General features: G+C 64.2%; 26 protein-coding genes. 16 read left to right on the plus strand and 10 right to left on the minus strand.

Features of this window, described 5'->3' with window-relative positions; all coding sequences use genetic code 11:
• Window positions 1-113: 113 nt before the first annotated feature.
• Complete coding sequence (locus tag JWV26_RS12870) at window positions 114-1,703, plus strand: methyl-accepting chemotaxis protein (protein ID WP_206417013.1); 1,590 nt, start codon at window positions 114-116, stop codon at window positions 1,701-1,703.
• Between the two features lie 111 nt (window positions 1,704-1,814).
• Window positions 1,815-2,264 (plus strand): c-type cytochrome, encoded by a 450-nt coding sequence (locus tag JWV26_RS12875; protein ID WP_074913616.1) that lies wholly within the window; start codon window positions 1,815-1,817, stop codon window positions 2,262-2,264.
• On the opposite strand, the gene JWV26_RS12880 is transcribed toward JWV26_RS12875, so the two are convergent.
• Window positions 2,258-2,653 carry a DUF1090 domain-containing protein gene (locus tag JWV26_RS12880; RefSeq protein ID WP_206417014.1) on the minus strand — a complete coding sequence of 132 codons (396 nt, stop codon included), beginning with the start codon at window positions 2,651-2,653 and terminating at the stop codon, window positions 2,258-2,260. The genes JWV26_RS12875 and JWV26_RS12880 overlap by 7 nt on opposite strands.
• Window positions 2,654-2,737: 84 nt before the next feature.
• Window positions 2,738-4,429 (minus strand): NAD-dependent DNA ligase LigB, encoded by a 1,692-nt coding sequence (gene ligB / locus JWV26_RS12885; RefSeq protein WP_206417015.1) that lies wholly within the window; start codon window positions 4,427-4,429, stop codon window positions 2,738-2,740.
• A gap of 215 nt (window positions 4,430-4,644) precedes the next feature.
• On the opposite strand from ligB, the gene JWV26_RS12890 reads away from it, so the two are divergent.
• Window positions 4,645-4,956, plus strand: a complete 312-nt coding sequence (locus tag JWV26_RS12890; protein WP_072423437.1) for a hypothetical protein — start codon at window positions 4,645-4,647, stop codon at window positions 4,954-4,956.
• Window positions 4,957-5,022: 66 nt separating this feature from the next.
• Here the strand turns inward: JWV26_RS12890 and metK are convergent, their stop codons facing one another.
• From metK to JWV26_RS12905, 3 genes are all read right to left on the minus strand, one after another.
• Window positions 5,023-6,213, minus strand: coding sequence for a methionine adenosyltransferase (gene metK, locus JWV26_RS12895; RefSeq protein WP_072423436.1), 1,191 nt, complete (start codon window positions 6,211-6,213; stop codon window positions 5,023-5,025).
• Window positions 6,214-7,215, minus strand: coding sequence for an ArsR/SmtB family transcription factor (locus tag JWV26_RS12900; protein ID WP_072423435.1), 1,002 nt, complete (start codon window positions 7,213-7,215; stop codon window positions 6,214-6,216).
• 73 nt (window positions 7,216-7,288) lie between these two features.
• Entirely contained in the window at window positions 7,289-8,170 is an 882-nt protein-coding gene (locus JWV26_RS12905) for a LysR family transcriptional regulator (RefSeq protein ID WP_206417016.1), read from the minus strand.
• Window positions 8,171-8,280: 110 nt separating this feature from the next.
• Here JWV26_RS12905 and JWV26_RS12910 point away from each other — a divergent pair, with 110 nt between their 5' ends.
• The 7 genes from JWV26_RS12910 to fba all read left to right on the plus strand — a co-directional run bounded on the left by JWV26_RS12910 (window position 8,281) and on the right by fba (window position 15,713).
• Window positions 8,281-9,435, plus strand: coding sequence for a TDT family transporter (locus JWV26_RS12910; protein WP_206417017.1), 1,155 nt, complete (start codon window positions 8,281-8,283; stop codon window positions 9,433-9,435).
• Window positions 9,436-9,545: 110 nt separating this feature from the next.
• Window positions 9,546-11,546 carry a transketolase gene (gene tkt / locus JWV26_RS12915; protein ID WP_206417018.1) on the plus strand — a complete coding sequence of 667 codons (2,001 nt, stop codon included), beginning with the start codon at window positions 9,546-9,548 and terminating at the stop codon, window positions 11,544-11,546.
• Between the two features lie 119 nt (window positions 11,547-11,665).
• On the plus strand, window positions 11,666-12,733 hold the full coding sequence (epd, locus tag JWV26_RS12920) for an erythrose-4-phosphate dehydrogenase (protein ID WP_206417019.1): 1,068 nt from the start codon (window positions 11,666-11,668) through the stop codon (window positions 12,731-12,733).
• A 3-nt stretch (window positions 12,734-12,736) separates the two neighbouring features.
• The gene (locus JWV26_RS12925; RefSeq protein WP_206417020.1) at window positions 12,737-13,897 is read left to right on the plus strand and encodes a phosphoglycerate kinase; all 1,161 of its coding nucleotides are present in this window, start codon (window positions 12,737-12,739) and stop codon (window positions 13,895-13,897) included.
• A 102-nt stretch (window positions 13,898-13,999) separates the two neighbouring features.
• Entirely contained in the window at window positions 14,000-14,185 is a 186-nt protein-coding gene (locus tag JWV26_RS12930) for a hypothetical protein (RefSeq protein ID WP_017678463.1), read from the plus strand.
• Window positions 14,186-14,198: 13 nt separating this feature from the next.
• On the plus strand, window positions 14,199-14,525 hold the full coding sequence (locus tag JWV26_RS12935; RefSeq protein ID WP_017678464.1) for an MliC family protein: 327 nt from the start codon (window positions 14,199-14,201) through the stop codon (window positions 14,523-14,525).
• A gap of 123 nt (window positions 14,526-14,648) precedes the next feature.
• The gene (gene fba / locus JWV26_RS12940) at window positions 14,649-15,713 is read left to right on the plus strand and encodes a class II fructose-bisphosphate aldolase (protein WP_003458863.1); all 1,065 of its coding nucleotides are present in this window, start codon (window positions 14,649-14,651) and stop codon (window positions 15,711-15,713) included.
• Window positions 15,714-15,799: 86 nt separating this feature from the next.
• Here the strand turns inward: fba and JWV26_RS12945 are convergent, their stop codons facing one another.
• Window positions 15,800-16,483 (minus strand): polysaccharide lyase family 7 protein, encoded by a 684-nt coding sequence (locus JWV26_RS12945; protein ID WP_003458865.1) that lies wholly within the window; start codon window positions 16,481-16,483, stop codon window positions 15,800-15,802.
• Window positions 16,484-16,841: 358 nt separating this feature from the next.
• Here JWV26_RS12945 and JWV26_RS12950 point away from each other — a divergent pair, with 358 nt between their 5' ends.
• Genes JWV26_RS12950 through JWV26_RS12960 form a run of 3 tightly spaced genes read left to right on the plus strand, consistent with a single transcriptional unit; the run spans window position 16,842 to window position 18,972 of the window.
• Complete coding sequence (locus JWV26_RS12950) at window positions 16,842-17,318, plus strand: hypothetical protein (RefSeq protein WP_206417021.1); 477 nt, start codon at window positions 16,842-16,844, stop codon at window positions 17,316-17,318.
• A gap of 13 nt (window positions 17,319-17,331) precedes the next feature.
• Window positions 17,332-18,432, plus strand: coding sequence for a PQQ-dependent sugar dehydrogenase (locus JWV26_RS12955; RefSeq protein ID WP_206417022.1), 1,101 nt, complete (start codon window positions 17,332-17,334; stop codon window positions 18,430-18,432).
• Between the two features lie 48 nt (window positions 18,433-18,480).
• The gene (locus JWV26_RS12960; protein WP_003458870.1) at window positions 18,481-18,972 is read left to right on the plus strand and encodes a YgjP-like metallopeptidase domain-containing protein; all 492 of its coding nucleotides are present in this window, start codon (window positions 18,481-18,483) and stop codon (window positions 18,970-18,972) included.
• Window positions 18,973-18,997: 25 nt separating this feature from the next.
• Here the strand turns inward: JWV26_RS12960 and JWV26_RS12965 are convergent, their stop codons facing one another.
• From JWV26_RS12965 to yccS, 4 genes are all read right to left on the minus strand, one after another.
• Window positions 18,998-19,231: a DUF2789 domain-containing protein gene (locus tag JWV26_RS12965; protein WP_206417023.1), complete on the minus strand. Its 234-nt coding sequence runs from the start codon at window positions 19,229-19,231 to the stop codon at window positions 18,998-19,000.
• A 65-nt stretch (window positions 19,232-19,296) separates the two neighbouring features.
• Window positions 19,297-19,779, minus strand: coding sequence for a GreA/GreB family elongation factor (locus JWV26_RS12970; RefSeq protein WP_206417024.1), 483 nt, complete (start codon window positions 19,777-19,779; stop codon window positions 19,297-19,299).
• Between the two features lie 46 nt (window positions 19,780-19,825).
• The gene (locus JWV26_RS12975) at window positions 19,826-21,631 is read right to left on the minus strand and encodes a diguanylate cyclase (protein ID WP_206417025.1); all 1,806 of its coding nucleotides are present in this window, start codon (window positions 21,629-21,631) and stop codon (window positions 19,826-19,828) included.
• 57 nt (window positions 21,632-21,688) lie between these two features.
• Window positions 21,689-23,860 carry a YccS family putative transporter gene (yccS, locus tag JWV26_RS12980; protein ID WP_074913629.1) on the minus strand — a complete coding sequence of 724 codons (2,172 nt, stop codon included), beginning with the start codon at window positions 23,858-23,860 and terminating at the stop codon, window positions 21,689-21,691.
• A gap of 215 nt (window positions 23,861-24,075) precedes the next feature.
• Here yccS and JWV26_RS12985 point away from each other — a divergent pair, with 215 nt between their 5' ends.
• From JWV26_RS12985 to JWV26_RS12995, 3 genes are all read left to right on the plus strand, one after another.
• Window positions 24,076-25,521 (plus strand): NfeD family protein, encoded by a 1,446-nt coding sequence (locus tag JWV26_RS12985; protein ID WP_420890269.1) that lies wholly within the window; start codon window positions 24,076-24,078, stop codon window positions 25,519-25,521.
• Window positions 25,521-26,282, plus strand: a complete 762-nt coding sequence (locus JWV26_RS12990) for a slipin family protein (protein ID WP_072423423.1) — start codon at window positions 25,521-25,523, stop codon at window positions 26,280-26,282. The genes JWV26_RS12985 and JWV26_RS12990 overlap by 1 nt, the downstream gene beginning before the upstream one ends.
• 88 nt (window positions 26,283-26,370) lie before the next feature.
• Window positions 26,371-26,910: a TetR/AcrR family transcriptional regulator gene (locus JWV26_RS12995; protein ID WP_083563722.1), complete on the plus strand. Its 540-nt coding sequence runs from the start codon at window positions 26,371-26,373 to the stop codon at window positions 26,908-26,910.
• The last annotated feature ends 55 nt before the right edge of the window (window positions 26,911-26,965 follow it).

Raw genomic sequence — 26,965 nt, forward strand, 5'->3', positions numbered from 1 at the left:
TCTGGTGCGCTTTATGAGGCCAATCAGCCTGTAGGGCGGCTGGCCGCTGGCCACGTTCTTGCTTGCTCCCGATTATTTGGCGGGGTTTCCCGCCGTCTGCCAGGGAGCTGCTCATGTCCGCCACCGCTTTTTTCGATCGCCTGCTCTGCGCCATCGGCCTGCGCACGCTGAATCAGCAGTTTCTGTTTTCCTATGCGCTGATGTTTCTGCTCGCGGTGGTCGCCTCGGTGGCACTGTACCTGAGCATGTCGGTGTCGCCGGAAACCATCAATGTTGCCGGCGCGCAGCGCATGCTCAGCCAGAAGATGACCAAGGAAGCGCTGTTGCTGCGTGAAGGCGTCCTGCCTGCTGCGACGCTTGAAGCCACCATGGCGCAGTTCGACGCTGCCCATCGCGACCTGCTGAGTGGCAACGCGGCGCGCAATATCAGCGCCATCGCCGAGCTCAGCGTCCAGGCGCAAATGAACAAGGTCGGTGGTCTCTGGCAGGGCTTTCGTACTCAGCTGCAGCGCGTTGTTGCGGGCGATGCGGCAGTCGACCTCAAGGCCCTGGAGCAGCAGTCGGTCGAGCTGCTGCGCGAGATGAACCAGGCCGTCGGTTTGATGGCGGTGCACGCTGAAGGCAGCCAGCGCCGCCAGATGTGGCTGGCGTTCGGTTGCGTGCTGGGCATTCTGGCGCTGGTAGTGCTGGGCCGTCAGTTCGGCCTGCGCCCGCTGATGCACAACCTCAATGCAGTGGAGGGGGCGCTGACCCGAGTCGGCTCCGGCGACTTCACACGTAGCCTTGAAGGTCGTCAGGGTGACAACGAGATCGGCCGCATCTTCGCGGGTTACAACCGCATGCAGGAGCAGGTGCGTGGCTTGCTGGCGGAGGTCAAGCGCAGTGGTGAGCGTACCGGCGAGCACGTCGGCAGCGTGGTCGGTGCTGCGCAGTCGGCGGGCAATGGTGTGCGTCGTCAGTACGAGGATCTCGATCAGGTCGCCACCGCGATGAATGAAATGAGCGCCACCGTCGCCGAGGTGGCGCGTCACGCTGCCCATGCAGCCGAGTCGGCACGCAGTGCCGATGATTGTGCGCAGAGCGGCAAGCAGGTGGTGCAGCGTAGTGCGGTGCAGATCGCCGAACTGGTGGAACAGCTGCAGCGCAGTGGCGAGCAGGTACAACGTCTGGAGGCCGAAACCGGTGGTGTCGGCAAGGTGCTCGAAGTGATCACCGGTATCGCCGAACAGACCAATCTGCTGGCACTCAATGCGGCCATCGAGGCCGCACGCGCCGGCGAGGCAGGGCGTGGCTTCGCCGTGGTCGCCGACGAGGTGCGCACCCTGGCCAGTCGCACCCAGCAATCGACTGGCGAAATCCAGGCGATAATCCAGCGTTTACAGGGCGGTGCGCGTGATGCGGTTCTGGCGATGCAGCGCAGCGCGGCCCTGGCCGACGGCAACCTCCAGCACATTCGTCAGGCCAGTGAGGCGCTGGAGACCATCGTCGGGGCAGTGGATGGCATCAATGCTCTGAATGCGCAAATCGCCACGGCCGCAGAACAGCAGAGCCAGGTGGCGCAGGAGATCGACCAGCGGGTAACGCACATCTCCAGCCTGGCCGAGCGCAGCCAGGGCGAGACCGAGAGCGTGGTGCAGGTCAGTGCGCAGATTCAGGGCGAGGTGCAGCAGCTCAACAGCCAACTGGGGCGCTTCCGCACCTGAACCCTGGCTGACCAACGCATACAAACGACAGCTGTTGTGACAAGAGGTCGCTTGGCCCGACCGGGGCGAGCCGCGATACTGGCGGCCCCTTGTCGCCCGGAAGTCGTGTCGATGACCCTGAAGAAACTCCTGCTGCTCACCTGCGCCTGCCTGACCCTGGCTGCTTGCGGTGGGGTCGACCCTGATTCGCCATTGGGCAAGCGCCAAGCCGCGTTCAAGGAGATGCTCAAGGTCAGCGAAGACCTCGGTGGGATGCTGCGCAATCGTATTCCCTACGACGAAGCCGCATTCATCAGCGGCGCCGCCGAGCTGGAGCGTCTGTCCCACGAGCCTTGGCAGCACTTTCCGCAGGTACGTGACGACGAGCGCAGCAAGGCCAATGCCGAGGTCTGGCAGCGCCAGGAGCAGTTCCAGAAGATGGCGCGTGATCTGGAGCAGGCCACTGCCGCACTGGTACAGGTCACGACCGCGCCGCCGCTACGTCGCTCCGAGCTGGAGCCGGCGGTGCAGGCCGTCGAGGACAGTTGCGAGGCGTGCCACAAGGCGTTTCGCGCTTACTGATCAGCGCGCGCTTCGGCCTCGGCCTGCTCCAGTTCGGCGCGTGCCTCGGCCAGTTTGGCCTGACGCTTGGCGATCTTCTCCTGATCGCCGTTGCCCATGGCTTCACGCAGCTCCATCTCGCGCTCCTGCACTTCCTCCCGGGCTTCCTTGACGCTGGCCAGGCGCTCCTTGTGCAGCGACGCGTCATCGCAATGGGCATCGACATTGCCCAGTGCTCGTTGCAGTCCATCCAGCTCTCGTGAGTTGCCGCTCTTGTGCGCTGCGTCGATCTTCTCCTGGAGCACCTGGCGTTTGACGGCGCAGCCGCTATCGCCCTCGGCGGCCAGAATCGGTGTGACGTTCAGGTTGGCGGCCAGCAGCAGGCCGAGCAAAGCGGTTTGACGGATCATGGTCTCTCCTCGTGAAGGTCTACTTCGAAGTGACCCTGGTTGCCGCGCGAGGTTCGACCCGATTGAGCCATCTGCTGACCTGGGTCAACCGCGCGGTGAATTCTCCTGCGGCAGGAAAGCGACGGTGCCGGCTTCCTGCAGTTGCGCGCCCAGGCGCTGAACTTCCGGGTGGCTGAAGAATGCCAGCAGGCGCTCGGCGCTGTTCTGGCTCACGCCGGGTTGCTGCATCCACTCGGCGTGGCTGCGAGTCACTAGCGTGGTCCAGTCATCCTCCGCGCCGAGCTGAAAACCAGCTGGTGCACCGAGAGCCTGCAGCCATTGCTGCAGTGAGCGCTGTTGGGCTTGGGCGAAGGCCTGCTGCAGCTGCGAGGCGCGCCTTGGGCCGATACCGGGCAGCTGTTGCAGGTGTTCGCTATCGAGTGCCAGCCAATCGAGCAGGCCATCCAGTTTCTGCCCCGCCAGTAGCGTGCTCCAGGTGCCTGGTCCCACGCCGGGCAGGTTCAGCCCCTGTTTGCCGGCGAGCCAGTTCAGGCGTGCCTGGAACTGTTGCTGACACTCGCCACTGAGCCGCCAGCAACTCATGGCGTGGTATCGACTGGGATCAGGCGCGTGTACCGCTGAGCGCTCCTGGCTGCGCCAGATCACTTGCTCGAGACGCGGAATGGTCAGGCCGGCTAGGCGTATCGCCACCTGATCGCCGGGGCGTATGTCCAGCTTCTCCCAGGTTTGCAGCGAGCCGAGAGCGACCCGGCTGATGCGCCGCTCGTCGAGGTCGACCGGCTGCAAGCGCAGGATCGGCGTGATGCGTCCAGTACGGCCGATACTGAAATCCACCGCCTGCACCACGGCCAGCGCCTGGCCGGCCGGGTATTTCCAGGCAACCGCCCAGTGCGGCGCTTCTGCCTGCCAACGCTCTCCGGGTGGCCGCGTGCCCTGACGCAGGACCACACCATCGCTGGCAAACGGCTGCGGCTGATCGAACCAGCGTTGGCGCCAACGGCGGGCTTCCTTTGCGTCCCGCAGGGGCTGGGTATAGTGCAGGCTGTCGTCAAAACCCAGTCTCTGCAGGGCTTGCAGGCGCTCTGGCATGTTCGCCGGGCCATCCGGCCAATCCCAGACGAACAGGCCGATGGAGTCGACCTGTTGCTGGTCGAGCTTTTGTCGCGCCATCAGGCCTGCCACCTTGCCACGGGCGCCAACCCCACCGTCGCGGCCTTGCACGTGGCCGTCCAGGCGCCAGTAGAGCTCGCCCTGTAACACGGCATCGAGTGGTTCCTGCAGGCGTGCGGGAATGGCCGGCAGCTGCAGCACGCGGGCTGTCCAGTCCTGGCCAAGTCGTCCATCGCCACGGCTGATGGCTTGTTGCAGCACGCCGTCTCGGTAGACCAGGGTGACCGCGACGCCGTCGACCTTGGGCTGAATCCACAGATCGTCGCGACTGTTGATCCACTTCGCCACTGCCGCGTCGCTCAGCTTGCGCAGGCCGGTCTGTGGCACTGGGTGCGTGATCGTCCCGCTGCTGCCAGCCAGAGGGTCGGCCAATGCCATGCGGGCGGTCGGAAAGCACCGATGCCAGGACTGCAGGCGATCGCGGGCCTGGTCATAGATTTCATCAGCCACCAGCGAGCGGCCGTGGTTATGGTAGGCGTCGTCCCACTCGGCTATCTGCTGACTGAGCGCGGCGAGCTCGGAGTCGGCGCGACTGGTGGGCCAGTCGGGGCAGGGGGTGGCCTGGGCAGCCAGCGGAAGGAGTAATAGCAGCAGGGCAATTTTCATCGCGGAGCTTCCTTGCTCAAGGTACTCACTGAGCCTAGCAGGCTGTATTGGTATTCGCTGAGCCTTGGAGCTAAGCCTCGGATACTGTTCGGTTTTTTCTTGTTGCCTGGCTATCTGGGTGATAAATTCGCGCGCCTTTTCAACCCCCAAACAAATGGATTTGCCCGGCGGGGGCGCATGGACAGCCGGGCCTCAACCCTTAGAGGTCTTCACTGATGCGTATTGTTTCCGTTGCCTGCTTCACCGCTCTGGCTTTCGCCGCTCTGCCTGCTCATGCTGCCGAGGTCGCCTCGATCCAGGCCAAGTGCCAGGAGCAGATGGCTGCCAATCAGGACGGTCTGGCTCAGCTCAAGCAGTTGGCAGCACTGGCTGGCAACGACAAGGCCAATGAAAACCTGGCTGCGCTCGATGGTGGCTGTGAGCGTCTCAGCGCCGAGGCCGAGACTTCCACTCAGGCTGCTACACCTGATCAGCTGAATGCCACCAAGGATGCACTCAAGGGCCTGAGTTCGATGTTCGGCAAATAAGCCCTCAAGCACGAAAAAGCCCCGCCAGATCGCTCTGGCGGGGCTTTTTCATTTTCAGGGGCTTTCTTACAGGCCGGCAGCGGCGCGCAGGTCGGCGGCCTTGTCGGTGCGTTCCCAGGTGAAGGTGGTAAAGCTGTCGTCGCCGACGGTCTTGGACTGCGGCGTACGGCCGAAGTGGCCGTAGGCAGCGGTGTCCTGGTACATCGGGTGCAGCAGGTCGAGCATCTTGGTGATGGCGTACGGGCGCAGGTCGAACACGTCACGCACCAGTTTGATGATCTTGTCTTCGGCGATCTTGTGGGTGCCGAAGGTATTGATCGAGATGGAGGTCGGCTGGGCCACGCCGATGGCGTAGGACACCTGGATCTCGCAGCGATCGGCCAGGCCGGCGGCGACGATGTTCTTGGCCACGTAGCGGCCGGCGTAGGCGGCGCTGCGGTCGACCTTGGACGGGTCCTTGCCGGAGAAGGCGCCGCCGCCGTGACGGGCCATGCCACCGTAGCTGTCGACGATGATCTTGCGGCCGGTCAGGCCGCAGTCGCCCACCGGGCCACCGATGATAAACTGGCCGGTCGGGTTGATGTGGAACTGAGTGTCCTTGTGCAGCAGTTCGGCCGGCAGCACGTGCTTGACGATCAGCTCCATCACGCCTTCGCGCAGGTCGTCGTACTTCACTTCCGGGTTGTGCTGGGTGGACAGCACCACCGCGTCGATGGCCGCGACCTTGCCGTTCTCGTAGCGGCAGGTGACCTGGGATTTGGCATCCGGGCGCAGCCACGGCAGCAGGCCGGACTTGCGCGCTTCGGCCTGACGCTCGACCAGGCGGTGCGAGAAGCAGATCGGTGCCGGCATCAGCACGTCGGTTTCGTTGCTGGCGTAGCCGAACATCAGGCCCTGGTCGCCAGCGCCCTGATCTTCCGGCTTGGCGCGGTCGACGCCCTGGTTGATGTCCGGGGACTGCTTGCCAATGATGTTGAGCACGCCGCAGGTGGCGCCGTCGAAACCGACGTCGGAGCTGGTGTAGCCGATGTCGCAGATCACGTCGCGGACGATCTGTTCCAGGTCGACCCAGGCGCTGGTGGTGACTTCGCCGGCGACGATGGCCACGCCGGTCTTGACCAGGGTTTCCACGGCCACGCGGGCGTGCTTGTCCTGGGCGATGATGGCGTCGAGCACCGCATCGGAGATCTGATCGGCGATCTTGTCCGGATGCCCTTCGGACACGGACTCGGAGGTAAACAGGGAATATTCGCTCATCTATCGGTTCCTTTCTTGCCGGAGGCTGAAGGCGCTGTGCGCATCGGGTTTGGCAAAGTGCCGTAATTGAATCTGAAAGCCGTTTTTCAGGCCTATGTAAAGGCTTTCGCCGGGTGTCAGGCCGGCGGCCGTCGCCCAGCGCGCCAGGTCTTCCTGTTCGAAGCCGAGCCACAGGTCGCCGCAGGCTTCGCGCGCCCAGCTCTGGTCGTGGCTGCACAGTTCGCTGAGCAGCAGGCTGCCGCCGGGTGCGACCAGGGCAGCCAGCTTGCGAAAGGCTTCGGCCGGCGTGGCGAAGTGGTGCAGCACCATGTTCAGCACCACGCAATCGGCCGTGACTGGTGCGTCCTGCAGCGCATCGGCCAGTTTCAGCTCGACGTTATCCAGGCCCTCGGCGGCGCAGCGTTGGCTGGCCAGTTCGAGCATAGCCGGGCTGTTGTCCAGTGCCGTGACCTGGGCGAAGCGCCGCGCCAGTTCGGGCAGGAAGGCGCCATCGCCGGGGCCGATCTCCAATGCCGTGGCTCCCGGCGCGAAATGCAGGGCATCGAGCAGGGACAGCAGACTGTCGCGGTACTGCGGTAAACCGGCGATCAGATCCTGCTGGGCCTGGAAGCTGGTGGCCATGCGCGCGAAGAAGTCGCGGCTGACGGTGGCGCGTTGCTGATGCACGGCGGCAATACGCGTTTGCACATCGCCGGGCAATGGCAGTTCGTCGATATCGTCCAGCAGGGCGGCGTGCAAGCGGCCATTGGGCAGCGCGCGGCGGTAGAAGATCGCGTTGCCTTCACGGCGCGTGGCCACCAGGCCGGCCTGGGCCAGCACTTTGAGGTGGTGGCTCATGCCTGACTGACCAATAGCGAAGATCTGCGCCAGCTCCAGCACGCCAAACGAATCGTTGCTCAGGGTGCGCAGCACGTTCAGGCGCAGCGGATCGCCGCCGGCCTTGCACAGGGCGGCGAGCTCGTCGCAGGGGTCGAAATCCAACTGGGATGCGCGCAGGGTCATGGGGGCGCAGTCTAGTCGGTCATTTTTCATACAGCAATACCAATATCAAAAAGTTTTGATATTGGTATTGGGGCTAGCCTGGCGCCTGGCTCATTTGCAGAAAAGCGGCGGGGGCCGGGCTCAGGCTGGTGCCGAGTCGCCACAGCACATGCAGTTCACGCTCGATCTGCAGGTCCTGCACTGCCAAGCGCTGGAGTTCGCCGCTGGCCAGTTCACGTTCGACTACCCGCTGCGACAGCCAGGCGATGCCTTGGACGTCGGCGAGCAGGCGTTTGAGCGCTTCGGTGCTGCCGATGGCCATGCCGGCCTGTGGCTCCAAGCCGTGGTCGCGATAGGCCTGCTCGATGCTGGCGCGAGCGCCGGAGCCAGGTTCGCGCATGTACAGCGGGTACGCCTGCAGGTCGCGGGCCTCAAGGCGCTCGGCCCTGGCCAGCGGGTGCAGCGGCGATGCCACCGGAAGCAGGGCATCGCGCGCCAGCAGGCGATGCGCGTAGTCGGCCTGGGCGAACGAGCCTTCGACGAAGCCCAGGCTGATGCGGCCTTCGTCCAGTTGTCGGGTCACGACGTCGGTGTTGCTCACCTCCAGGCTGACGAATATCTGCGGATGCAGAGCGCGAAAACGGGTGAGCAGGGGCGGCAGCAGGTAGGCGCCGAGCGTGGCGCTGGCGCCCAGATGCAGCTCGCCCTGCTCCAGCTGGGCGAAGTCACGCAGGTCGCGTTCGGCGGCGCGCTCCAGGGCGAAGATGCGTCGCGCATAGTCATGCAGGCGTAGGCCACCTTCGGTCAGTCGCACGCCGCGCGGCTGGCGATCAAACAGGCGCAGGTCGAGGCTGGCTTCGAGGTCGCGAATCTCACGCGTTACGGCAGGCTGGCTGATATGCAGGCGCTCGGCTCCGGCGCTGATGCTGCCGGCTTCTGCCACGGCCAGAAAGACCTTGAGATGGTGCAGGTTCATGGTTAATGCATAAATGAAAAGTATGCATTTAATGCTGAATATGTATTTTTCATATGGCAAGCCAATTCTTACCCTTGTGCCATCACTCATGTCACGGGACCACCCGACTCATGCCGCGCCCCTTCAGCCGTTTACCCGAGCCCCTGGCGTTCATTCGCCATTTCACTCCCAGCTGGTTCGCCATGACCATGGGCACCGGTGTGCTGGCGTTGGTGATCGCTCAGTTGCCCTGGCATCTGCCGGGATTGTCGATGCTCGCCGAGGGACTGTGGTTCGTGGCGCTCGGCCTGTTCGCGCTGTTCAGCCTGCTGTTTCTGCTACGTTTGGCGCTGTTTCGAGAAACCATCTGGCCGATGTTGCTGCATCCGGTGCAGTCGATGTTCCTTGGTGCCATTCCCATGGGGCTGGCGGTGCTGATCAAGGGTTTGCTGCTGTTCGGCGTGCCGCGCTGGGGTGAAGGGATTTACGCGCTGGCTCATGCGCTGTGGTGGCTGGATGCGGCGCTGGCGCTGCTCGGCGCCTTGTTGGTGCCTTATCTGATGTTCACTCGCCAGCATCATGCGCTGGAGAAGCTCACCGCGGTCTGGCTGCTACCTATCGTCGCACCGGAGGTTGCCGCCAGCACGGCAGGGGCGCTGGCGCCGCATCTGGCGGCCGAGGCGGCGCAACAGTTGCTGGTGGCCGGTTTCGTGCTCTGGGGGTTGTCGCTGTCGCTGGCGTTCTCGCTGATCACTCTGGTGCTGCTGCGCCTGGCCCTGCATAAATTGCCGGATACCGATTTCGCCGCCACCAGTTGGCTGCCGTTGGGGCCGCTGGCTACCGGCTGTCTGGGCCTGCTCAGCATGGGCCAGGCGGCGCCGCTGGCCTTTGCCGGCACGCCGCTGGTCAGCGCCGCCGAGCTGGCGCGGGATCTCGGCCTGATCGGCGGCCTGGCCTTGTGGGGCGCTGGGCTGTGGTGGCTGGTGATCGCCACACTGTTCACCCGCCACTACATCCGCGACAACATGCCGTTCAACCTCGGCTGGTGGGGTTTTACCTTTCCGCTGGGTGTATTCGCCCTGGCCACCTTCGAGCTGCAGGCCGTGACCGGTTTGAGCTTTTTTGCCTTCATCGGTCTGCTGCTGGCGGTACAACTGGCGGCGGTCTGGACGCTGGTGTTCAGTCGCACACTCGCCGGCGTCTGGCATGGCGAGTTGTTTCAGGCGCCTTGTCTTGGCGGGCCGGGCAGCCCGGCGGTGAGCGTTCTGAGCGAACAGGCGGGCTGATTTGGTCTCTACGACCATCTGTCATTGCCCCATGGGGGCCGGCTGGGCGAAAATAGGCGTCTTTTTTCGCCCCCCTTCATTCAGAAGCAGCCCCCGTAGGAGATTCAGCGATGCCCAGCCGTCGTGAGCGAGCCAATGCCATTCGTGCCCTGAGCATGGATGCCGTGCAGAAAGCCAACAGCGGCCACCCCGGTGCCCCCATGGGTATGGCGGATATCGCCGAAGTACTGTGGCGCGACTACCTCAAGCACAACCCGAGCAACCCGAACTTCGCCGATCGTGATCGCTTCGTGCTGTCCAACGGCCATGGCTCGATGCTGATCTATTCGCTGCTGCACCTGACTGGTTACGACCTCGGCATCGAAGACCTCAAGCAGTTCCGCCAGCTGCACAGCCGTACCCCGGGCCACCCGGAATATGGTTACACCCCAGGTGTCGAGACCACCACCGGCCCGCTCGGCCAGGGCATCGCCAACGCCGTAGGCTTCGCCATCGCCGAGAAGGTGCTGGGCGCGCAGTTCAACCGTGAAGGCCACAACATCGTCGACCACAACACCTATGTGTTCCTCGGCGACGGCTGCATGATGGAAGGCATTTCCCACGAAGTCTGCTCGCTGGCCGGCACCCTGGGCCTGGGCAAACTGATCGCCTTCTACGACGACAACGGCATCTCCATCGACGGTGAGGTCGAGGGCTGGTTCACCGACGACACGCCGAAGCGCTTCGAAGCCTACGGTTGGCAGGTGATTCGCAATGTCGACGGCCACGACGCCGAAGAGATCAAGATGGCCATCGAGACCGCGCGCAAGAGCGTGGACCAGCCGACCCTGATCTGCTGCAAGACCACCATCGGCTTCGGTTCGCCGAACAAGCAGGGCAAGGAAGAGTGTCACGGTGCGCCGCTGGGCAACGACGAAATCGCCCTGACCCGCGCCGCCCTGGGCTGGAACCATGGCCCGTTCGAAATCCCGGCCGAGATCTACGCCGAGTGGGACGCCAAGGCCGCCGGCGCTGCCGCCGAAGCCGCCTGGAACGACAAGTTCTCCGCCTACGCCGCTGCCCATCCCGAGCTGGCTGCCGAGTTCAAGCGCCGCATTGCCGGTGAGCTGCCGGCCGATTTCGCCGAGAAGGCCGCTGCCTATATCAAGGACGTTGCCGAGAAGGGCGAGACCATCGCCAGCCGCAAGGCCAGCCAGAACGCGCTGAATGCCTTCGGCCCGCTGCTGCCGGAATTCCTTGGCGGTTCGGCCGACCTGGCCGGTTCCAACCTGACCCTGTGGAAGGGCTGCAAGGGTGTCTCCGCTGAAGACGCGTCCGGCAATTACATGTTCTACGGTGTGCGCGAGTTCGGCATGAGCGCGATCATGAACGGTATCGCCCTGCACGGCGGTTTCGTGCCGTACGGCGCGACCTTCCTGATCTTCATGGAGTACGCGCGCAACGCCGTGCGCATGTCCGCGCTGATGAAGAAGCGTGTGCTGTACGTGTTCACCCACGATTCCATCGGTCTCGGTGAAGACGGCCCGACCCACCAGCCGATCGAGCAGCTGGCCAGCCTGCGCGGCACGCCGAACCTTGACACCTGGCGCCCGGCCGATGCCGTGGAGTCCGCCGTGGCCTGGAAGTACGCCATCGAGCGCGCCGACGGCCCGAGCGCCCTGGTGTTCAGCCGTCAGAACCTGCCGCACCAGCCGCGCGATGCCCAGCAGCTGAGTGATATTGAACGTGGTGGCTACGTACTGAAAGACAGCGCTGGCGAGCCGGAGCTGATCCTGATCGCCACTGGTTCGGAAGTCGGTCTGGCCATGGCCGCTTACGACAAACTGACCGCCGCCGGCCATAAGGTGCGCGTGGTGTCGATGCCGTCCACCAGCGTCTTCGATGCCCAGGATGCCGGCTACAAGCAGGACGTGCTGCCGCTACAGGTCGGTGCGCGCATCGCCATCGAGGCCTCGCACGCCGACTACTGGTACAAGTACGTGGGCCTGGAAGGTCGCATCATCGGCATGACCAGCTTCGGCGAGTCGGCCCCGGCTCCGGCTTTGTTCGAGCACTTCGGCTTCACCGTCGACAACATCGTCGCTACTGCCGAAGAACTGCTGGACGCCTGAGTTGAGAACGACGCTGTAGCGGTGGATCGGGGCGCTTAACTGGCGTCCTGTTCATCCACCGTTACAGCGCCCGGTGGATCGATAAACGCGATCCATCCTAGGTTCATACGAGACCTCTTATGCCCAATCGCCCCTATCGTGTCGCCCTCAACGGCTATGGCCGCATCGGTCGTTGCGTGCTGCGCGCGCTGCACGAGCGTGGCAATTCGGCGAGCCTGGAAATCGTCGCGCTGAACGACCTGGCCGATCAGGCCAGCATCGAATACCTGACCCGCTTCGACTCCACCCACGGGCGCTTTCCTGGCGAGGTGAAGGTCGATGGCGACTGCTTGCACATCAACGGCGACTGCGTGAAGGTGCTGCGCCAGAGCGAGCCTGAGGCCATCGATTGGGCAGCGCTGGACATCGACCTGCTGCTCGAGTGCTCCGGGCAGTACGTCACCCGTGCTGAGGCGCAACGCTTCATCGATGCGGGGGCGCCGCGCGTGCTGCTGTCGCAGCCGATGGCCAGCGAGGCGGATATCGACGCCACCGTCGTCTTCGGGGTCAATCAGCAGTGCCTGAGCGGCGCCGAGCGTCTGGTGTCGAATGCGTCCTGTACCACCAACTGCGGCGTGCCGTTGTTGAAACTTCTCGATGAGGTGGTGGGTCTGGAGTACGTCTCCATTACCACCATTCACTCGGCGATGAACGACCAACCGGTGATCGATGCCTACCATCACGAAGACCTGCGCCGCACGCGCTCGGCTTTCCAGTCGGTGATCCCGGTATCCACCGGCCTGGCGCGTGGTATCGAACGCCTGCTGCCGGAACTGGCCGGGCGTATCCAGGCCAAGGCCATTCGCGTGCCGACGGTCAACGTCTCGTGCCTGGACATCACCCTGCAGACCGCGCGCGATACCTCTGCAGAAGAGATCAACCGCGTGCTGCGCCAGGCGGCGGAAAGTGGCCCGCTCCAGGGGCTGCTGGCCTACACCGAACTGCCGCACGCCAGCTGCGACTTCAACCACGATCCGCACTCGGCCATCGTCGACGGCAGCCAGACCCGCGTGTCCGGCCCGCGGCTGGTCAACCTGCTGGCATGGTTCGACAACGAGTGGGGCTTCGCCAACCGCATGCTCGATGTTGCCGAACATTTTCTCGCTGCATCCACTTCCTCCGTACAACCAGCCTTTGTGAAGGACTGATCCATGACCGTTCTGAAGATGACCGACCTCGACCTCGCTGGTAAGCGCGTGTTGATCCGCGAAGACCTCAACGTCCCGGTGAAGGACGGTGTGGTCAAGAGCGACGCGCGTATCCTTGCCTCCTTGCCGACCATAAAGTTGGCGCTGGAGAAGGGCGCGGCCGTGCTGGTCTGCTCGCACCTGGGGCGCCCGGAGGAGGGCATCTACAGCGAGGAAGACAGCCTGGCGCCGGTCGCCGCCTACCTGAGCAAGGCGCTCGGCCGCGACGTGCCGCTGGTCAAGGACTACCTCAACGGCGTCGAGGTCAAGGCCGGCGAGCTGGTGCTGCTGGAGAACGTCCGCTTCAACAAGGGCGAGAAGAAGAACACCGACGAGCTGGCCCAGCAGTACGCTGCCCTGTGCGACGTGTTCGTGATGGACGCCTTCGGTACCGCTCACCGCGCCCAGGGCTCGACCCATGGCGTGGCCAAGTTCGCCAAGGTCGCATGCGCCGGCCCGCTGCTGGCTGCCGAGCTGGACGCCCTGGGCAAGGCGCTGGACAAGCCGGCCCGGCCGATGCTGGCCATCGTCGCCGGCTCCAAGGTGTCGACCAAGCTCGACGTGCTCAACTCCCTGGCCGATATCTGCGACTCGTTGATCGTCGGCGGCGGCATCGCCAACACCTTCCTCGCTGCTGCCGGCCTGCCGGTGGGCAAGTCGCTGTACGAGGCCGATCTGGTCGACACCGCCAAGGCCATCGCGGCCAAGGTCAGCGTACCGCTGCCGGTCGACGTGGTGGTGGCCAAGGCCTTCGCCGAATCGGCCTCCGCCACCATCAAGGCGGTCAAGGACGTGGCTGAAGACGACATGATCCTCGACATCGGCCCGCAGACTGCGGCGATGTTCGCCGAAATGCTCAAAGCCTCGCAGACCATCCTGTGGAACGGCCCGGTCGGCGTGTTCGAGTTCGACCAATTCGGCAACGGCACCAAGGCCCTGGCCCTGGCAATCGCTGAAAGCCCGGCGTTCTCCATTGCCGGTGGTGGCGACACCCTGGCGGCCATCGACAAATACGGCGTGGCCGAGAAGATTTCCTACATTTCCACCGGTGGCGGCGCTTTCCTCGAGTTCGTCGAAGGCAAGGTGCTGCCGGCCGTGGAAGTGCTGGAGCAACGCGCGCAATAAACACCAGCTAGGGTGAAGGATGGCCTTCACCTGCGGCGGATTAAACCCTGACGCGAACGGGTGGTCTGTAGAAAACCGGATCATCGTACAAGGAGTCGTGTCATGGACAAGTTAGCCGCATTGAGCGTCATTGGTATGTTGCTGGCCGGTTGTGCTGGCGCAGGAAGGGAGTCGGCCTGCGAGGTATTCAGCCCTGCGCAGATCGAAACCCCGACCACTCAGGATGATCAGCGTGTCGAGGAAAGCACTGGCCAGCCTACTGGCCCGGCGCCGGAACAGCGTTGCTGACGAGGAGAGGTAATTGAGCGGGATCAAATTGACGGGGCTCGCTGCCATTGCCCTGGTGCTGGCAGCCTGCAGTAGTCAGCCGGCCGCGCCGGATCAGTGGAATCGCTGGGTATGCGACAGCCAGACCGAAGTGCTGTGGCGCTTCGCCAACGGCAGCGTCGACCAGGTGGATGTGCGCCTGGGCGGTGACGACATCGTCTATCGTCTGACTCAGGAGCCGGCAGGATCTGGCGCGCTGTACAGCGACGGACGTCTGTCCTTCCACACCAAGGGTGAGGAAGGCCTGGTTTACTGGACTGCCACCGATGACCTGATCGGCCGAGGCTGCAAGGCTCCGTAACACCTTCGGCGACGCCGAGACGAGCGCTGCGGGCATGCCCCAGTCTCACGAAACTTGAACAACGCCTGCCCCTGCGGCAGGCTTGCACGATTAACGACCTCCAAACCGGGAGACAGAAACACCATGGCACTTATCAGCATGCGCCAGATGCTCGACCACGCCGCCGAATTCGGCTACGGCGTGCCGGCCTTCAACGTCAACAACCTCGAGCAGATGCGCGCCATCATGGAAGCCGCCGACAAGACCGATTCGCCGGTCATCGTTCAGGCCTCCGCTGGTGCCCGCAAGTACGCAGGCGCGCCTTTCCTGCGCCACCTGATCCTGGCTGCCATCGAAGAATTCCCGCACATCCCAGTGTGCATGCACCAGGACCATGGCACCAGCCCTGACGTGTGCCAGCGCTCCATCCAGCTGGGCTTTTCCTCGGTGATGATGGACGGCTCACTCAAGGAAGACGGCAAAACCCCGGCCGACTACGACTACAACGTCCGCGTAACCCAGCAGACCGTAGCCTTCGCCCACGCCTGCGGCGTGTCCGTGGAAGGCGAGCTGGGTTGCCTGGGCAGCCTGGAAACCGGCATGGCCGGTGAAGAAGACGGTGTCGGCGCCGAAGGCGTGCTGGATCACAGCCAACTGCTGACTGATCCGGAGGAAGCCGCCGACTTCGTCAAGAAGACCCAGGTCGATGCCCTGGCCATTGCCATTGGCACCAGCCACGGCGCCTACAAGTTCACCAAGCCGCCAACCGGCGACGTGCTCTCCATCGAGCGCATCAAGGAAATCCACAAGCGCATCCCCAACACTCACCTGGTGATGCACGGTTCCTCCTCCGTTCCGCAGGAATGGCTGAAGGTGATCAACGAGTTCGGCGGCGACATCAAGGAAACCTACGGTGTGCCGGTCGAGGAAATCGTCGAAGGCATCAAGCACGGCGTGCGCAAGGTCAACATCGACACCGACCTGCGCCTGGCCTCCACCGGTGCCATCCGCCGCATGATGGCCGAGCACCCGAGCGAGTTCGATCCGCGCAAGTTCTTCGCCAAGACCATCGTCGCCATGCGTGACATCTGCATCGCCCGTTACGAAGCCTTCGGCACTGCCGGTAACGCCTCCAAGATCAAACCGATCTCCTTGGAAGGTATGTACCAGCGCTATGCCAGCGGCGAGCTGAACGCCAAGGTCAACTGATCCGGCGCGGGCGAACGCCCGCCCGGACCAGCCAAAAGCCGCGACTGCGCAAGCGTCGCGGCTTTTTCATGCCTGGCTTTTGGGGCTCAGGGCGCTGTGCTGAGCAACGCGCGATGCTCGATGCTCAACTGGTCGAAGCGCGCAGCGCCGGCTTCGGTCTCGTAGCCGGTGTTGTCCTGGGTGTAGACGCCGGCCTTGAAGTACAGCGGTTTGGCCGCCCAGGAGGAGTCCAGGCGGGTGCTCCAACTGGTCCTGTCGAGCTGGATCGCCAGAGTGCCGTCGGGCTTCAGGTTGATCGCATAGCTGAACGCCTGATTGAGCGCGATGCCACTGGCCACGGTTACCGTCTGAATCTCGGCATTTGGCGTCATGCGTACCTTGGCGACGATGTTGCCGCTGGCGGTCTTGGTCTTGTACTGGTACTCCAGCTTGAGCAGCGGCATCGAGCTCTTGTAGGCATGGATCTGGCCGATGACGATCTTGCCGGTCGACGGCACCTGGCTGACGCTCAGTGCGGCGCGCAGGAAATGGTCGGCGCCGGGGTAGGTCCAGTTGCGCAGGCTGCCGTCGGCGTAGGTCTCGCGCAGTTCGCTGCGTGGATAGCTGGCGCTTTCGGTGGTGGTGCCATTGACCGGTGACCAGAAGAAGATGGCGCCATCTTTGGACTGGAAATAGTGATCCTGATAACCACCGGCCAGAACGCGGGTCTCGATGGTGGTCGCGGGGACGCCGACTGGAATGCTGAGGTTCCACATGGCGAGTTCGATCATGTTCAAAGCTCCTGAAAAACGGAAACTTCAGTCGGGGGCACATCTCATCCAGGAGTCAGTAACGGCTTACTTGGCGTTCCAGCGTGTGACACGCGAGCTAGAAGGGTGGCAGGGCTGCCTGTCACGAGCAGCGAGTGCGCTCGTGGCGCGCTTTATAACGGCAATCGGGGCGAAAGCGTGATGACCGTCTGTCGCTTTATTGGCGTCAATATAAAGTCATTGTCATTGGGCTTTCGATCCCCTCCGTTTTCGATCGACCCGAGTCTGGCGCAGGTAAAACCCTGTAAAACACCTGGGGCATAACGGTGGGTGGGGTGCGCCATAATTCGCGCACTGTCGTTCCGGGAAACTGCCCCCCATGTCCAGCAAGCCACGTCTGTTGCTCGCTTTCCTCCTCGCCGTGTTGCTGGCCTCGCTGCTTGCCTCGATCTTCCAGACCCAGACCAACCTCGCCGCCTTGCAGGCGCTCGGTGCACCGATGCCGCTGGATGTGCGCGTTGGCACCACCTGTCTCGATCTGCTCGGTTTCGCACCGACCTTCGCTCTGCTCAGTGCCCTGGGGTTTCTCATCGCCCTGCCGCTGGCTAACTGGCTGGCGCGGCGCATGCCGCCGCTACGGTGGCTGATCTTCGTGCTGGCGGGCGCGGCAGCGATCTGGACGGCGCTGGCGCTGGCCAATGCGCTGGCACCTATGCCGACGCTGATTGCCGCCGACCGCAGCCCGTTCGGCACGCTCGGACTGATGGCCTGCGGCAGCGTCGGTGCGCTGCTGTTCGGCTTGCTCGGTCGGCGGGTACGCTACCGGGCGCAGCCGACTTCTTCCGATTCTCTGTGACAAGGCGTTGCCCATGTTGAGAAGCACCCGCGCGCTGATGCTCTGCGCCCTGTTCGTCAGTACGCCGCTGCTGGCCCTGGATTACCGCATCGAAACCTTCAGCGAAGGGCTGGAGAATCCCTGGGCCGTGGCCTTCCTGCCGGACGGGCGCATGCTGGTCACCGAGCGTGTCGGGCGGCTGCGCATCATCGAAGCGGACGGCAGTGTCGATCCCGAGCCGGTGGCGGGCCTGCCCGAGGTCTTCATCGCTGCCCAGGCCGGGCTGATGGAAGTGGCGCTGGACCCGGACTACAGCGACAACCGCTGGTTGTATCTGACCTACGCGCACGGCTCGCTGGAGGCCAACAACACGCGTCTGGCGCGTGCCCGCCTGGTGGATGACGAACTGCACGACTTCGAGGTGTTGTTCACCGCCCAGCCGCTCAAGGCCGGTGCCGCGCACTACGGTGGGCGTATCGCCTTTCTCGCCGACAAGACCCTGGTGCTGACCCTGGGCGACGGCTTCGACTGGCGTGAGCAGGCGCAGAACCCGGCCAACCACCTGGGCAAGATCGTGCGCCTGAACCGCGACGGTAGCGTGCCGCAGGACAATCCATTGCTCGGTCAGGAGGGCGCCGCGCCGGAAATCTACAGCCTTGGCCACCGCAACGTGCAGGGCATCTTCTTCGATGCCGAACATGATCGCCTATACAGCCATGAGCACGGCCCGCGCGGGGGGGACGAACTCAACCTGATCGAGGCCGGCAACAACTATGGCTGGTCGCTGGCAACCTTCGGTATCGATTACACCGGTGCGCGCGTCAGCCCCTACACCGAGCTGCCAGGGTTGACCTCGCCATTGTTGCATTGGACGCCCTCGGTGGCGCCGTCGAGCCTGACTCTGTATCGCGGCGAGCTGTTCCCCGAGTGGCAGGGTGACCTGTTCGCGGCCACCCTGGCCGAGCGCAGCGTACGCCGGGTGCGTGTGCGTGACGGCATGCTGGCTGGTGAGGAAATCCTCTTCGAGGAGCTGGACGAGCGTATTCGCGATGTGCGCAGCGGGCCGGATGGCGCGCTCTATCTGCTCACCGATAACCCAGAGGGGCGTCTGCTGCGTGTGGTGCCCAGCGAGTAATGCCGCATCCGTTACACTGACGGTCCAGATGAATTCGGGATCGTAGCTTTGAAGTATCTCCAGGGTTATCCGGTCGCCTTGCAGCAGCAGGTTCGTCAACTGATCGCCGATGATCGGCTCGGTGACTACCTGGCGCAGCGTTATCCGGGCCGGCATGAAGTGCAGAGCGACAAGGCGCTTTATGGCTACGTGATGGCGCTCAAGCAGGAACACTTGAAGAACGCGCCGGCCATCGACAAGGTGCTCTACGACAATCGACTCGACCTCACCCACCGTGCGCTGGGCCTGCATACGGCGGTCTCGCGGGTGCAGGGCGGCAAGCTCAAGGCGAAGAAGGAAATTCGCGTTGCCTCGCTGTTTCGCGACGCCGCGCCGGCCTTCTTGCAGATGATCGTGGTGCACGAGCTGGCGCACCTGAAAGAAAGCGAGCACAACAAGGCCTTCTACAAGCTGTGCGACCACATGCTGCCGGGCTATGCGCAGATCGAGTTCGACCTGCGCATGTACCTGACCTGGCGCGAAATGACGGCGGCCAACTGAGCAGCCGATGTGCTGGCCTGTGACCTCAGCCGTGCAGGCGCACGTTGAGCTGGTCGACCACCGGCGCCCAGTCAGCGTCTTCGAGAATTTCCTCGCGCAGCAGCGCGGCCTGCGCCGGCGTCCAGAACGGGGCCTCGGACAGTTTGCAGGCATCCGGCAGCGGCGAATGGGTGCTGATGAAGGCATTGATGCTGGCGGCATCGTCAGGCAGGCCGAGCTGCTTGAACAGGGTTGGCAGGCTGTGGATTGGATTTTCCATGGTATTGGCTCTCGCTAGACGTGGTGTTCATCGCTAATTACCAACCCTAGCCCAGATAGTTCCGCTTACGTGGCTGCCAGTACCTCGAAAACCTGCTGGCGACTCCCTACTGGCAGGCTTATCTCGTCGCCGGGCTTCTTGCCGAGCAGCAATTTCCCGAGCGGTGCGGTATTGCCGAGCACCTGGATGCTCTGGTCGGCCAGTTGCAGTTTCATGCTCGCGCCTGGAGGACCAAGGAACAGCCATTGTTCGTGGCCATCCTCGGCCGCAAGCTTAATCAGCGCGCCGAGCTCGATACCCTGCTCGATATCGAAGGGGCGCGGGCGCAACTGGCGCCAGGTGATCAGGGTCTGGCGCAGTTCTTCGACGCGGCGCGCCTGACCGCTGGCCAGGTAGGCGGCCTCCAGGCCCAGGGTGTCGTACTTGTTCTCGGCGACATTCTCTTCGTGGGTGGCCGCTTCGTGGGCGCTGAGGGCGGCGAGGCTGGCCTGTTCGAGGTCGCTCTGCAGATGGCTGAGTACGTCTTGCAGCAGCAGATTCTTGTCCATGGTGTGCTATCGGGTTCGGGTTGATGAGAGGGGCAGCGGCCCATCTTCAAAGCTCTTGGGTGGCCAGTTGTACGCGGTTGCGACCTTCGGCCTTGGCTCGGTACATGGCGGCATCGGCCAGGCGAATCAGCAGGGTGGCATCGTCGGCGCCGCGGCTCAGGGCGATGCCGATGCTGGCGCCGACGCGTACGGCACGATCTTCCAGGTACATTGGCGTGTCCAGCCCCTCCAGCAGACGTTTGGCCAGGTCGTGCGCATCTTCGGCTGATTGCACGCTCTCGCAGATCACCACGAACTCGTCACCGCCAAGGCGCGCAGGCAGATCGGTATCGCGCACGTATTGCCGCAGGCGCTGCGCCACTTCGGCCAGTACCAGATCGCCGTAGCCATGGCCGTGCTGGTCGTTGATCGGCTTGAAACCGTCCAGGTCGATCAGCATCACGGCGAGCAGTTCGTTGCGGCGTTGGCTGCGCGCCAGTGCCTGCTCCAGGTGTTGCTGCAGCGCGGTGCGGTTGGCCAGGCCGGTCAGTGGGTCCTGCAGGGCCAGCTCACTGAGGCGCTGATTGGCCTGTTCCAGAGCCTGGGTGCGTTCGGTGACGCGCTTGGCGAGGATCTGCTCGTTGAGCTGCAGCGCGGCTTCGCGTTGGCGCTTGAGTTCGTTGAAGCGTGCCGCCAGGGCGAAGGACAGCAGGATCATCTCCAGCCCCGAGCCGATCTGCATGGCGTACAGGGTAAGGAAGTTCGACGGAATCAGGGCGAAGTTGCGTAGCGCCAGCAACACCGCGCCGGTCAGCAGCATCAGCCAGGCCAGGGCGAACAGGCGAGCACCGGGCACCCGGTAGCCAATGCAGACGAAGCTGGTCAGCAGCAGCGTCAGGGTGGCGATCAGGCCGGTCAGCGACATCAGCTGCAGCGCGCGCTGCAGTGGCAGCAGCACACTGGCCAAGACGGCCAACCCGATGGCGATGGACAGCATCAGCAGGCCCTTGTCCCAGCGTGGCAGCCACTGGCGGGTGTCGAGAAAGCTGCGCGCAAACACCACCGACAGCAGTGCCGCCGTCGTCAGGCTGACCGGCAGCATGCGGTTGCTCCAGGGCGCGGCTGCGGACCACAGATACTGCGCGCCAAGACCATTGAGCGACAGCACGCTGAGGGCGAAGGCGAACATGAACAGCACGTAATTGAGGAAAGGCCGCTCGCGCAGGGCGAGAAACAGCAGCAGGTTGTACAGCCCCAGGGCGATCAGCACGCCGAAGTAGATGGCATGCACCAGGTAGCCGTTCTGGCTGTGCTGCTCGAAATCGCGCGAAGACATCAGCGCGCCGCTGAGGGTCATGCTGCCGCGCGAGTCGACGCGCAGGTACAGCGTTCGCTGCTCGCCGGGCTGCAGAACGATCTCGAATACCGGGTTGCGATGGCCGACGCTGCGCTGCGCGTAGGGCACGGTGTCGCCGCTGCGCGACTCGCGCACGCCATCGGCGCCGATGTCGTACAGACGCACCTCGTCCAGTGAGGCGTAATTCAGTTCCAGGCGCCAGACGCGTGTTTGCTGGGCATCCGATTGCAGCGCCAGGCGCAGCCAGATCACCCCCGGCACGTAGCCGAAGCTGAGGTCACGGCGGTTCAGCGAGGGCTGAAAAGGGGCATCGACAGCGCGAACGTCGTCCAGGCTCAGGGCGCTCTGGGGATCTGCGAGAAAGTCGACCAGGCCGTAGAGATCCTGTGCTGCGCTGCTGTCTCCCAGGCGCGTGCTGGCGAGGGTGACCTGGCTGACCAAAAGCAGGCTGCACACCAGCAGCAGACCCGGCAACGAGACCAGGTAGGCGAGGGTGGTGTGTCGGTTGGCTGGCATGGGCAAGGCCTGGGAACTAGGCGTCGTCAGATAGTGGCAGAAAGCCCCATGAGCCTGCTAGTGGCGATCCTTCTGCAGATGCGCGGCCAAGGTGCGCAGTGGCGCCAGCTGGCGGCAGATCAGTGCGAGTTGCGTCTGCACCAGACGTTGGCGTTCGTCGACGTCGTCGGCAATCTGCTCCAGGCTTTGCGCCAGTGCCTGTTCTTCATCGCTGTGTATGGCCAGCGGCTGCTCGCCGCGCAGGCCAGTGGCGATTTCATCGAGGCTGCTCGCCAGCGCTTCGGCCTGTTCCAGCAATTGTGCCTGGGCCGCCTGTGGCAATTGCTCGCCACGATGGGCGCCGAGCCCTGACAGATAGCTGAGCAGGGTGTGCGACAGCACCAGAAAGCGAAAGCCAAGGTCGGCGTCCTTACGGAAATGGCCAGGCTCCATCAGCATGTTGCCGAGGGTGGTGGACAGTGCCGCGTCGGCGTTGTGCGCGTTGCGTCGAGCCAGGCGGTAGCCGAGGTCGTCACGCTTGCCGTGTGCGTACTGGGCGATGATCTGCCGCAGGTAGGCGCTGTTGCAGCTCAGTGTGCTGGCCAACATGCGCCCCAGGCGTCGACCCTGCCAGTCCGGCAGGATCAGGAACACCGCCAGCCCGGCCAGCATGCCGCCGAGCAGGGTGTCGACCAGGCGCGGCAGGAACAGGCCGTAGCCATCGCCGATCTGGTTGAAGCAGAACAGCACCAGCAGGGTGATCGCCGCCGTGGCCAGGGTGTAGCGGGTGCTGCGTGTGGCGAAGAAGGCGACGCCGGCGACCACTGCGAACAGGGCCTGGATGCTTGGGTCGGGAAACAGGTCGATCAATGCCCAACCCAACCCCAAGCCGATCAAAGTACCGACGATGCGCTGCACCAGTTTGAGGCGCGTGGCGCCGTAGTTCGGCTGACAGACGAACAGGGTGGTCAGCAGAATCCAGTAGCCCTGGGTCGGATGAATCAGGTGCAGCAGGCCGTAACCGGCGGCCAGAGCAATGGACAGGCGCAGCGCGTGGCGGAACAGCAGCGAGGTGGGAGTCAGTTGCTGGCCGATGCGTTCGATGACCTCGCGCAACGAATGCGGTTCGCGATCCAGCAGGCTGCTGTCCTGCTCATCGGCCAGGGCGTCAGGGTTGCTGGCGTTACCGAGCAGCAGGTCGAGACTGGCGAGGTTGCCGGCCAGGGCGCCGAGCGAGCGCAGCAGGCGGCGCCAGGCCGGGTTGCTTTGCAGGTGCAGGTGGTCGAGCGAGGCATGCAGGTCTTCCAGGGCCTGGCTGCACAGCTCGCGGTACTCGAACGGCTGGCGCAACTCGATGGCGCTGCCCAGGCGCTGGCAGGCTTCGCCGTGCAGGCGCAGCAGGCGTTGGCAGCGAAACAGCACATCACTGTGGAAGAAGGCTTCGGCCAGTTCGTTGTAAGGGTAGTGCGATGAGCTGGCGCGTTCGTGAATGTCCTGGGCGAGGAAGTACAGTTTCAGGTAGCGATTGACCTTCGGGGCCGGCCGACCGCCACCGACCCGGTGCAGGATGATCTCCTTGGCCGCGTTGAGTGCGGAGACGACGCGGCCATTCTGCTGGGCCAACTCCAGGCGGCGTTGCGCGACATCCAGCTGGCGCACGGGTTCGAACAGCGCTGCCTTGAGTTTGAGGTACTTGCCCAGTTCGCGAAACAGCCGGGCCAGGGCGAGTTGTACCGGCTGATGGGCGAAAAGAGCGTGCCAGATCACCGAGAGCAGGCCGTACCAGGCGGCACCGGCCACCAGCAGCAGCGGCTCCAGCCACAGGCCGGCGACGCCGCCGCGCTGCTCGACGCCGATCATGCTGTACACCGCGAGGATCAGGGTGCCGGAACCCAGGGTGGCGAAGCGCTCACCGAGTGCGCCGAGCATGGTCAGGCAGAAGGCGGAAAAGGCCAGGGCGATGACGAACAACCAGGGATAGGGGAAGAGAAACTCCACCGCATAGGCCGCCGCGCTGAAGCAGGCCAGGGTAGCCAGCACCGCGCCGAGGCGGCCTTGCCAGCTGTCGTCGGTCTCGGTCAGGGCGCTGGCGATGATACCGAGAAACAGTGGGATCAGCCCATGCATCCAGCCCTGCCACCAGCACAGCGCCAGGGCTCCGGCCAGGGCGATGAATACCCGCAGGCTGGCGCTGAACTTGTCCAGTGCCCAGAGGCGGCGCAGTGATTGGCGAAGGCGAGGTCGGGGCATAGGGGGTCTGGTCGAAAAAGATCTGAGCAGCCTACCGGAACTGGCCGGTCACTGGGTATCTGTCTGCCGGCAATCTGTTCGGTCTAGCCCCTTTCACGATTTCGTCGTCCGTCTCGGATAAATCTGCTCCTGCAGCGAGCAGCTGCTGGCGCACCCGTACATCCCCTGTAGCACATCCGCCAGCCCTGTCGCGGGACCCACTGGGGGCATGGACTATGCTCAACAAAGGCCCTCCGCCACCTGTCCGGTATCACTGCGGGGCCTGGGAGTCGAACGTGTTGCCTGGCTGGTTGCGTCTGTGTCTGTGTGCCCTGATCCTCTGCGGTTCGGTGGGGGCGAGTGCGGCGCCGGGCGCGGTGGTGCGCTTGCAGGTGGACGGCGTGATTGGCCCGGCCAGTGCCGACTATCTCGTACGTGGCCTGACCAAGGCGGTGGACGAGGGCGCGCAACTGGTGCTGATCGAGATCGACACGCCCGGCGGCCTGGATAGCTCCATGCGCGCGATCATCAAGGCGATTCTTGCCAGCCCGATCCCTGTGGCCAGTTATGTCGCCCCGGGTGGTGCGCGGGCGGCCAGCGCCGGCACCTACATCCTCTATGCCAGCCATGTCGCTGCCATGGCGCCGGGGACCAACCTCGGTGCCGCCACGCCGGTGGCCATCGGCATGCCGGGCTCGCCGAGCAAACCAGAGGGGGCTGACAAGGGCGAGACGGACAAGCCCGCGCAAGGCGAAAAGGGCTCGAGCGATGCCATGACCGCCAAGCAGGTCAATGACGCTGCCGCCTACATTCGTGGCCTGGCCAACATGCGCGGGCGCAATGCCGAGTGGGCCGAGCAGGCGGTGCGCGAGGCCGTCAGCCTGTCCGCCGAAGAGGCCCTGGAGCAGAAGGTGATCGACTATCTGGCCAGGGACCTGAGCGACCTGCTGCGCCAGCTGGACGGCAAGACCCTGCCAGCTGCAGGCGTCGAAGTCACCCTGGCTACCGCCGGTGCGCCGCTGATCAGCCATGCGCCGGACTGGCGTACCCGGCTGCTGGCGGTGATCACCAACCCCAGCGTGGCGCTGATTCTGATGATGATCGGTGTCTACGGCCTGTTCTTCGAGTTCTCCAATCCCGGCAGCGGCGTCGGTGGTGTGCTCGGTGGCATCAGTCTGGTGCTCGCGCTCTACGCCCTGCAACTGCTACCGGTGAACTATGCGGGGGTGGCGTTGATCCTGCTCGGCATTGCCTTCATCACCGCCGAAGCCTTCCTGCCCAGCTTCGGTGTGCTCGGCATCGGCGGGGTGGTGGCGTTCGTCTTCGGCGGACTGATCCTGATCGACACCGACGTGCCGGGCTTCGGCATCCCGCTGGCGCTGATCTTCACCCTGGCGCTGATCAGCGCGGCGGCGATCCTGGCCATCGTCAGCATGGCATTGCGGGCCAGGCGGCGTCAGCAGGTGGCCGGTGGCAGCACTCTGGTGGGCAGCCTGGTAGCGGTCGCTGCGGTACGTGACGACGATCCGCGCGCCGGTTGGGTAGCGCTGCAGGGCGAACGCTGGCAGGTGCAGGGCGCCTCGCCGTTACGGCCCGGGCAGCAGGTACGAGTCACGGCGCGCGACGGCGTGCATCTGCGGGTCAGCGCGGTGGATGAACCACCGCCCCAAGGAGGTCACTGATGGGTTTCGAATTGAGTTTTCTTTCACTGGCGATCATCGTCCTGGCACTGCTCGTCTCGTCGTTTCGCATCCTGCGCGAATATGAACGTGGCGTGGTATTCCAGCTCGGCCGCTTCTGGCGGGTCAAGGGCCCGGGGCTGATCCTGATCATCCCTGGCTTGCAGCAGATGGTGCGGGTGGACCTGCGCACCATCGTGCTCGACGTACCACCGCAGGACGTGATCTCCCGCGACAACGTCTCGGTCAAGGTCAACGCAGTGATCTACTTCCGCGTACTCGATCCAGAGAACGCCATCATCCAGGTCGAGGACTACATGGTCGCTACCAGTCAGCTGGCGCAGACCACATTGCGTGCGGTGCTCGGCAAGCACGACCTCGATCAGATGCTCGCCGAGCGCGAACAGCTCAATTCCGATATCCAGCAGGTGCTGGACGCGCAGACCGACGCCTGGGGCATCAAGGTCGCCAACGTCGAGATCAAGCATGTCGACATCAACGAGTCGATGGTGCGCGCCATCGCCCGTCAGGCCGAGGCCGAGCGTGAGCGGCGCGCCAAGGTGATTCACGCCGAAGGCGAGCTGCAGGCCTCGGAGAAGCTGATGCAGGCCGCCGAGATACTCGGCCGGCAGAGCGGCGCCATGCAGCTGCGCTACATGCAGACGCTGAGCCATATCGCCAGTGACAAGAGCTCGACCATCGTCTTTCCGCTACCGGTGGAGTTGTTGCGCGGCATCGTCGACCTGAAGGAGCCCAAGGCTTGAATTTAGAACTGATCGGTTCTAAATTGCGCGCATGACGACACGTGGACGCCCCAAGAGCTTCTGCCCGGACCGGGCCCTGGAAAACGCCATGCAGCTGTTCTGGCAACGCGGTTATGAAGCCGCGTCGCTGCAGGACCTGCAGGCGGCCACCGGGCTGTCCAAGAGCAGCCTGTATCAAACCTACCCGAGCAAGCAGGCCTGGTTCGTCGCGGCCTTCAGCCGCTACGTAGCGCAGCGCCGAGCCTTGTTGCTGGAGCAGCTTGACGCCAGCACCTCGCCGCTCGCTTTCATCCGCGAGCGCCTGCTCAGTGTGCTCGAAGATGATGGCCCTGACGGCGTGCCGCGTGGCTGCATGCTGGTCAACGTGGCCAATGAATTCTCCTTGTCGGAACCGGCGCTGGTGCCGGTTCTGCGGCAAGCCACCGCGGGTATCTGCCAGGTCTTCGAACAGGCGCTCGAACGCGCCGTGGCCTGCGGGGAGTTGAGCAACGGCAGGGACCTCGCGGCTCGCGCCAGTTATCTGCAATGTGTGATGAGCGGGCTGCGCACCCAGGTGAAATCCGCGGTGCCGGCGGATTCGATCCGCGCCACCGTTACAGTGGTGATGGCCAGCCTGGACTGCACCTGAGCAGTCCGGCGCTGGTTTTTGTTCGCTTTATTCTGGACTGATCGGTTTTTAATGG

It is taken from the genome of Ectopseudomonas toyotomiensis, assembly GCF_017167985.1.
In the GTDB taxonomy this organism is placed as follows: domain Bacteria; phylum Pseudomonadota; class Gammaproteobacteria; order Pseudomonadales; family Pseudomonadaceae; genus Aquipseudomonas; species Aquipseudomonas toyotomiensis.

Coding starts and splice junctions, on each gene's coding strand:
- metK (WP_072423436.1), bottom strand. CDS start 6,213: ATGAGCGAATATTCCCTGTTTACCTCCGAGTCCGTGTCCGAAGGGCAT.
- JWV26_RS12930 (WP_017678463.1), top strand. CDS start 14,000: ATGGACAAGTTAGCCGCATTGAGCGTCATTGGTATGTTGCTGGCCGGT.
- JWV26_RS12970 (WP_206417024.1), bottom strand. CDS start 19,779: ATGGACAAGAATCTGCTGCTGCAAGACGTACTCAGCCATCTGCAGAGC.
- JWV26_RS12990 (WP_072423423.1), top strand. CDS start 25,521: ATGGGTTTCGAATTGAGTTTTCTTTCACTGGCGATCATCGTCCTGGCA.
- JWV26_RS12985 (WP_420890269.1), top strand. CDS start 24,076: ATGCTCAACAAAGGCCCTCCGCCACCTGTCCGGTATCACTGCGGGGCC.
- JWV26_RS12890 (WP_072423437.1), top strand. CDS start 4,645: ATGCGTATTGTTTCCGTTGCCTGCTTCACCGCTCTGGCTTTCGCCGCT.
- JWV26_RS12875 (WP_074913616.1), top strand. CDS start 1,815: ATGACCCTGAAGAAACTCCTGCTGCTCACCTGCGCCTGCCTGACCCTG.
- JWV26_RS12965 (WP_206417023.1), bottom strand. CDS start 19,231: ATGGAAAATCCAATCCACAGCCTGCCAACCCTGTTCAAGCAGCTCGGC.
- epd (WP_206417019.1), top strand. CDS start 11,666: ATGCCCAATCGCCCCTATCGTGTCGCCCTCAACGGCTATGGCCGCATC.
- ligB (WP_206417015.1), bottom strand. CDS start 4,429: ATGAAAATTGCCCTGCTGCTATTACTCCTTCCGCTGGCTGCCCAGGCC.
- JWV26_RS12905 (WP_206417016.1), bottom strand. CDS start 8,170: ATGAACCTGCACCATCTCAAGGTCTTTCTGGCCGTGGCAGAAGCCGGC.
- JWV26_RS12975 (WP_206417025.1), bottom strand. CDS start 21,631: ATGCCAGCCAACCGACACACCACCCTCGCCTACCTGGTCTCGTTGCCG.
- JWV26_RS12880 (WP_206417014.1), bottom strand. CDS start 2,653: ATGATCCGTCAAACCGCTTTGCTCGGCCTGCTGCTGGCCGCCAACCTG.
- JWV26_RS12955 (WP_206417022.1), top strand. CDS start 17,332: ATGTTGAGAAGCACCCGCGCGCTGATGCTCTGCGCCCTGTTCGTCAGT.
- JWV26_RS12925 (WP_206417020.1), top strand. CDS start 12,737: ATGACCGTTCTGAAGATGACCGACCTCGACCTCGCTGGTAAGCGCGTG.
- JWV26_RS12945 (WP_003458865.1), bottom strand. CDS start 16,483: ATGATCGAACTCGCCATGTGGAACCTCAGCATTCCAGTCGGCGTCCCC.
- JWV26_RS12910 (WP_206417017.1), top strand. CDS start 8,281: ATGCCGCGCCCCTTCAGCCGTTTACCCGAGCCCCTGGCGTTCATTCGC.
- JWV26_RS12870 (WP_206417013.1), top strand. CDS start 114: ATGTCCGCCACCGCTTTTTTCGATCGCCTGCTCTGCGCCATCGGCCTG.
- yccS (WP_074913629.1), bottom strand. CDS start 23,860: ATGCCCCGACCTCGCCTTCGCCAATCACTGCGCCGCCTCTGGGCACTG.
- fba (WP_003458863.1), top strand. CDS start 14,649: ATGGCACTTATCAGCATGCGCCAGATGCTCGACCACGCCGCCGAATTC.
- JWV26_RS12900 (WP_072423435.1), bottom strand. CDS start 7,215: ATGACCCTGCGCGCATCCCAGTTGGATTTCGACCCCTGCGACGAGCTC.
- JWV26_RS12950 (WP_206417021.1), top strand. CDS start 16,842: ATGTCCAGCAAGCCACGTCTGTTGCTCGCTTTCCTCCTCGCCGTGTTG.
- tkt (WP_206417018.1), top strand. CDS start 9,546: ATGCCCAGCCGTCGTGAGCGAGCCAATGCCATTCGTGCCCTGAGCATG.
- JWV26_RS12995 (WP_083563722.1), top strand. CDS start 26,371: ATGCAGCTGTTCTGGCAACGCGGTTATGAAGCCGCGTCGCTGCAGGAC.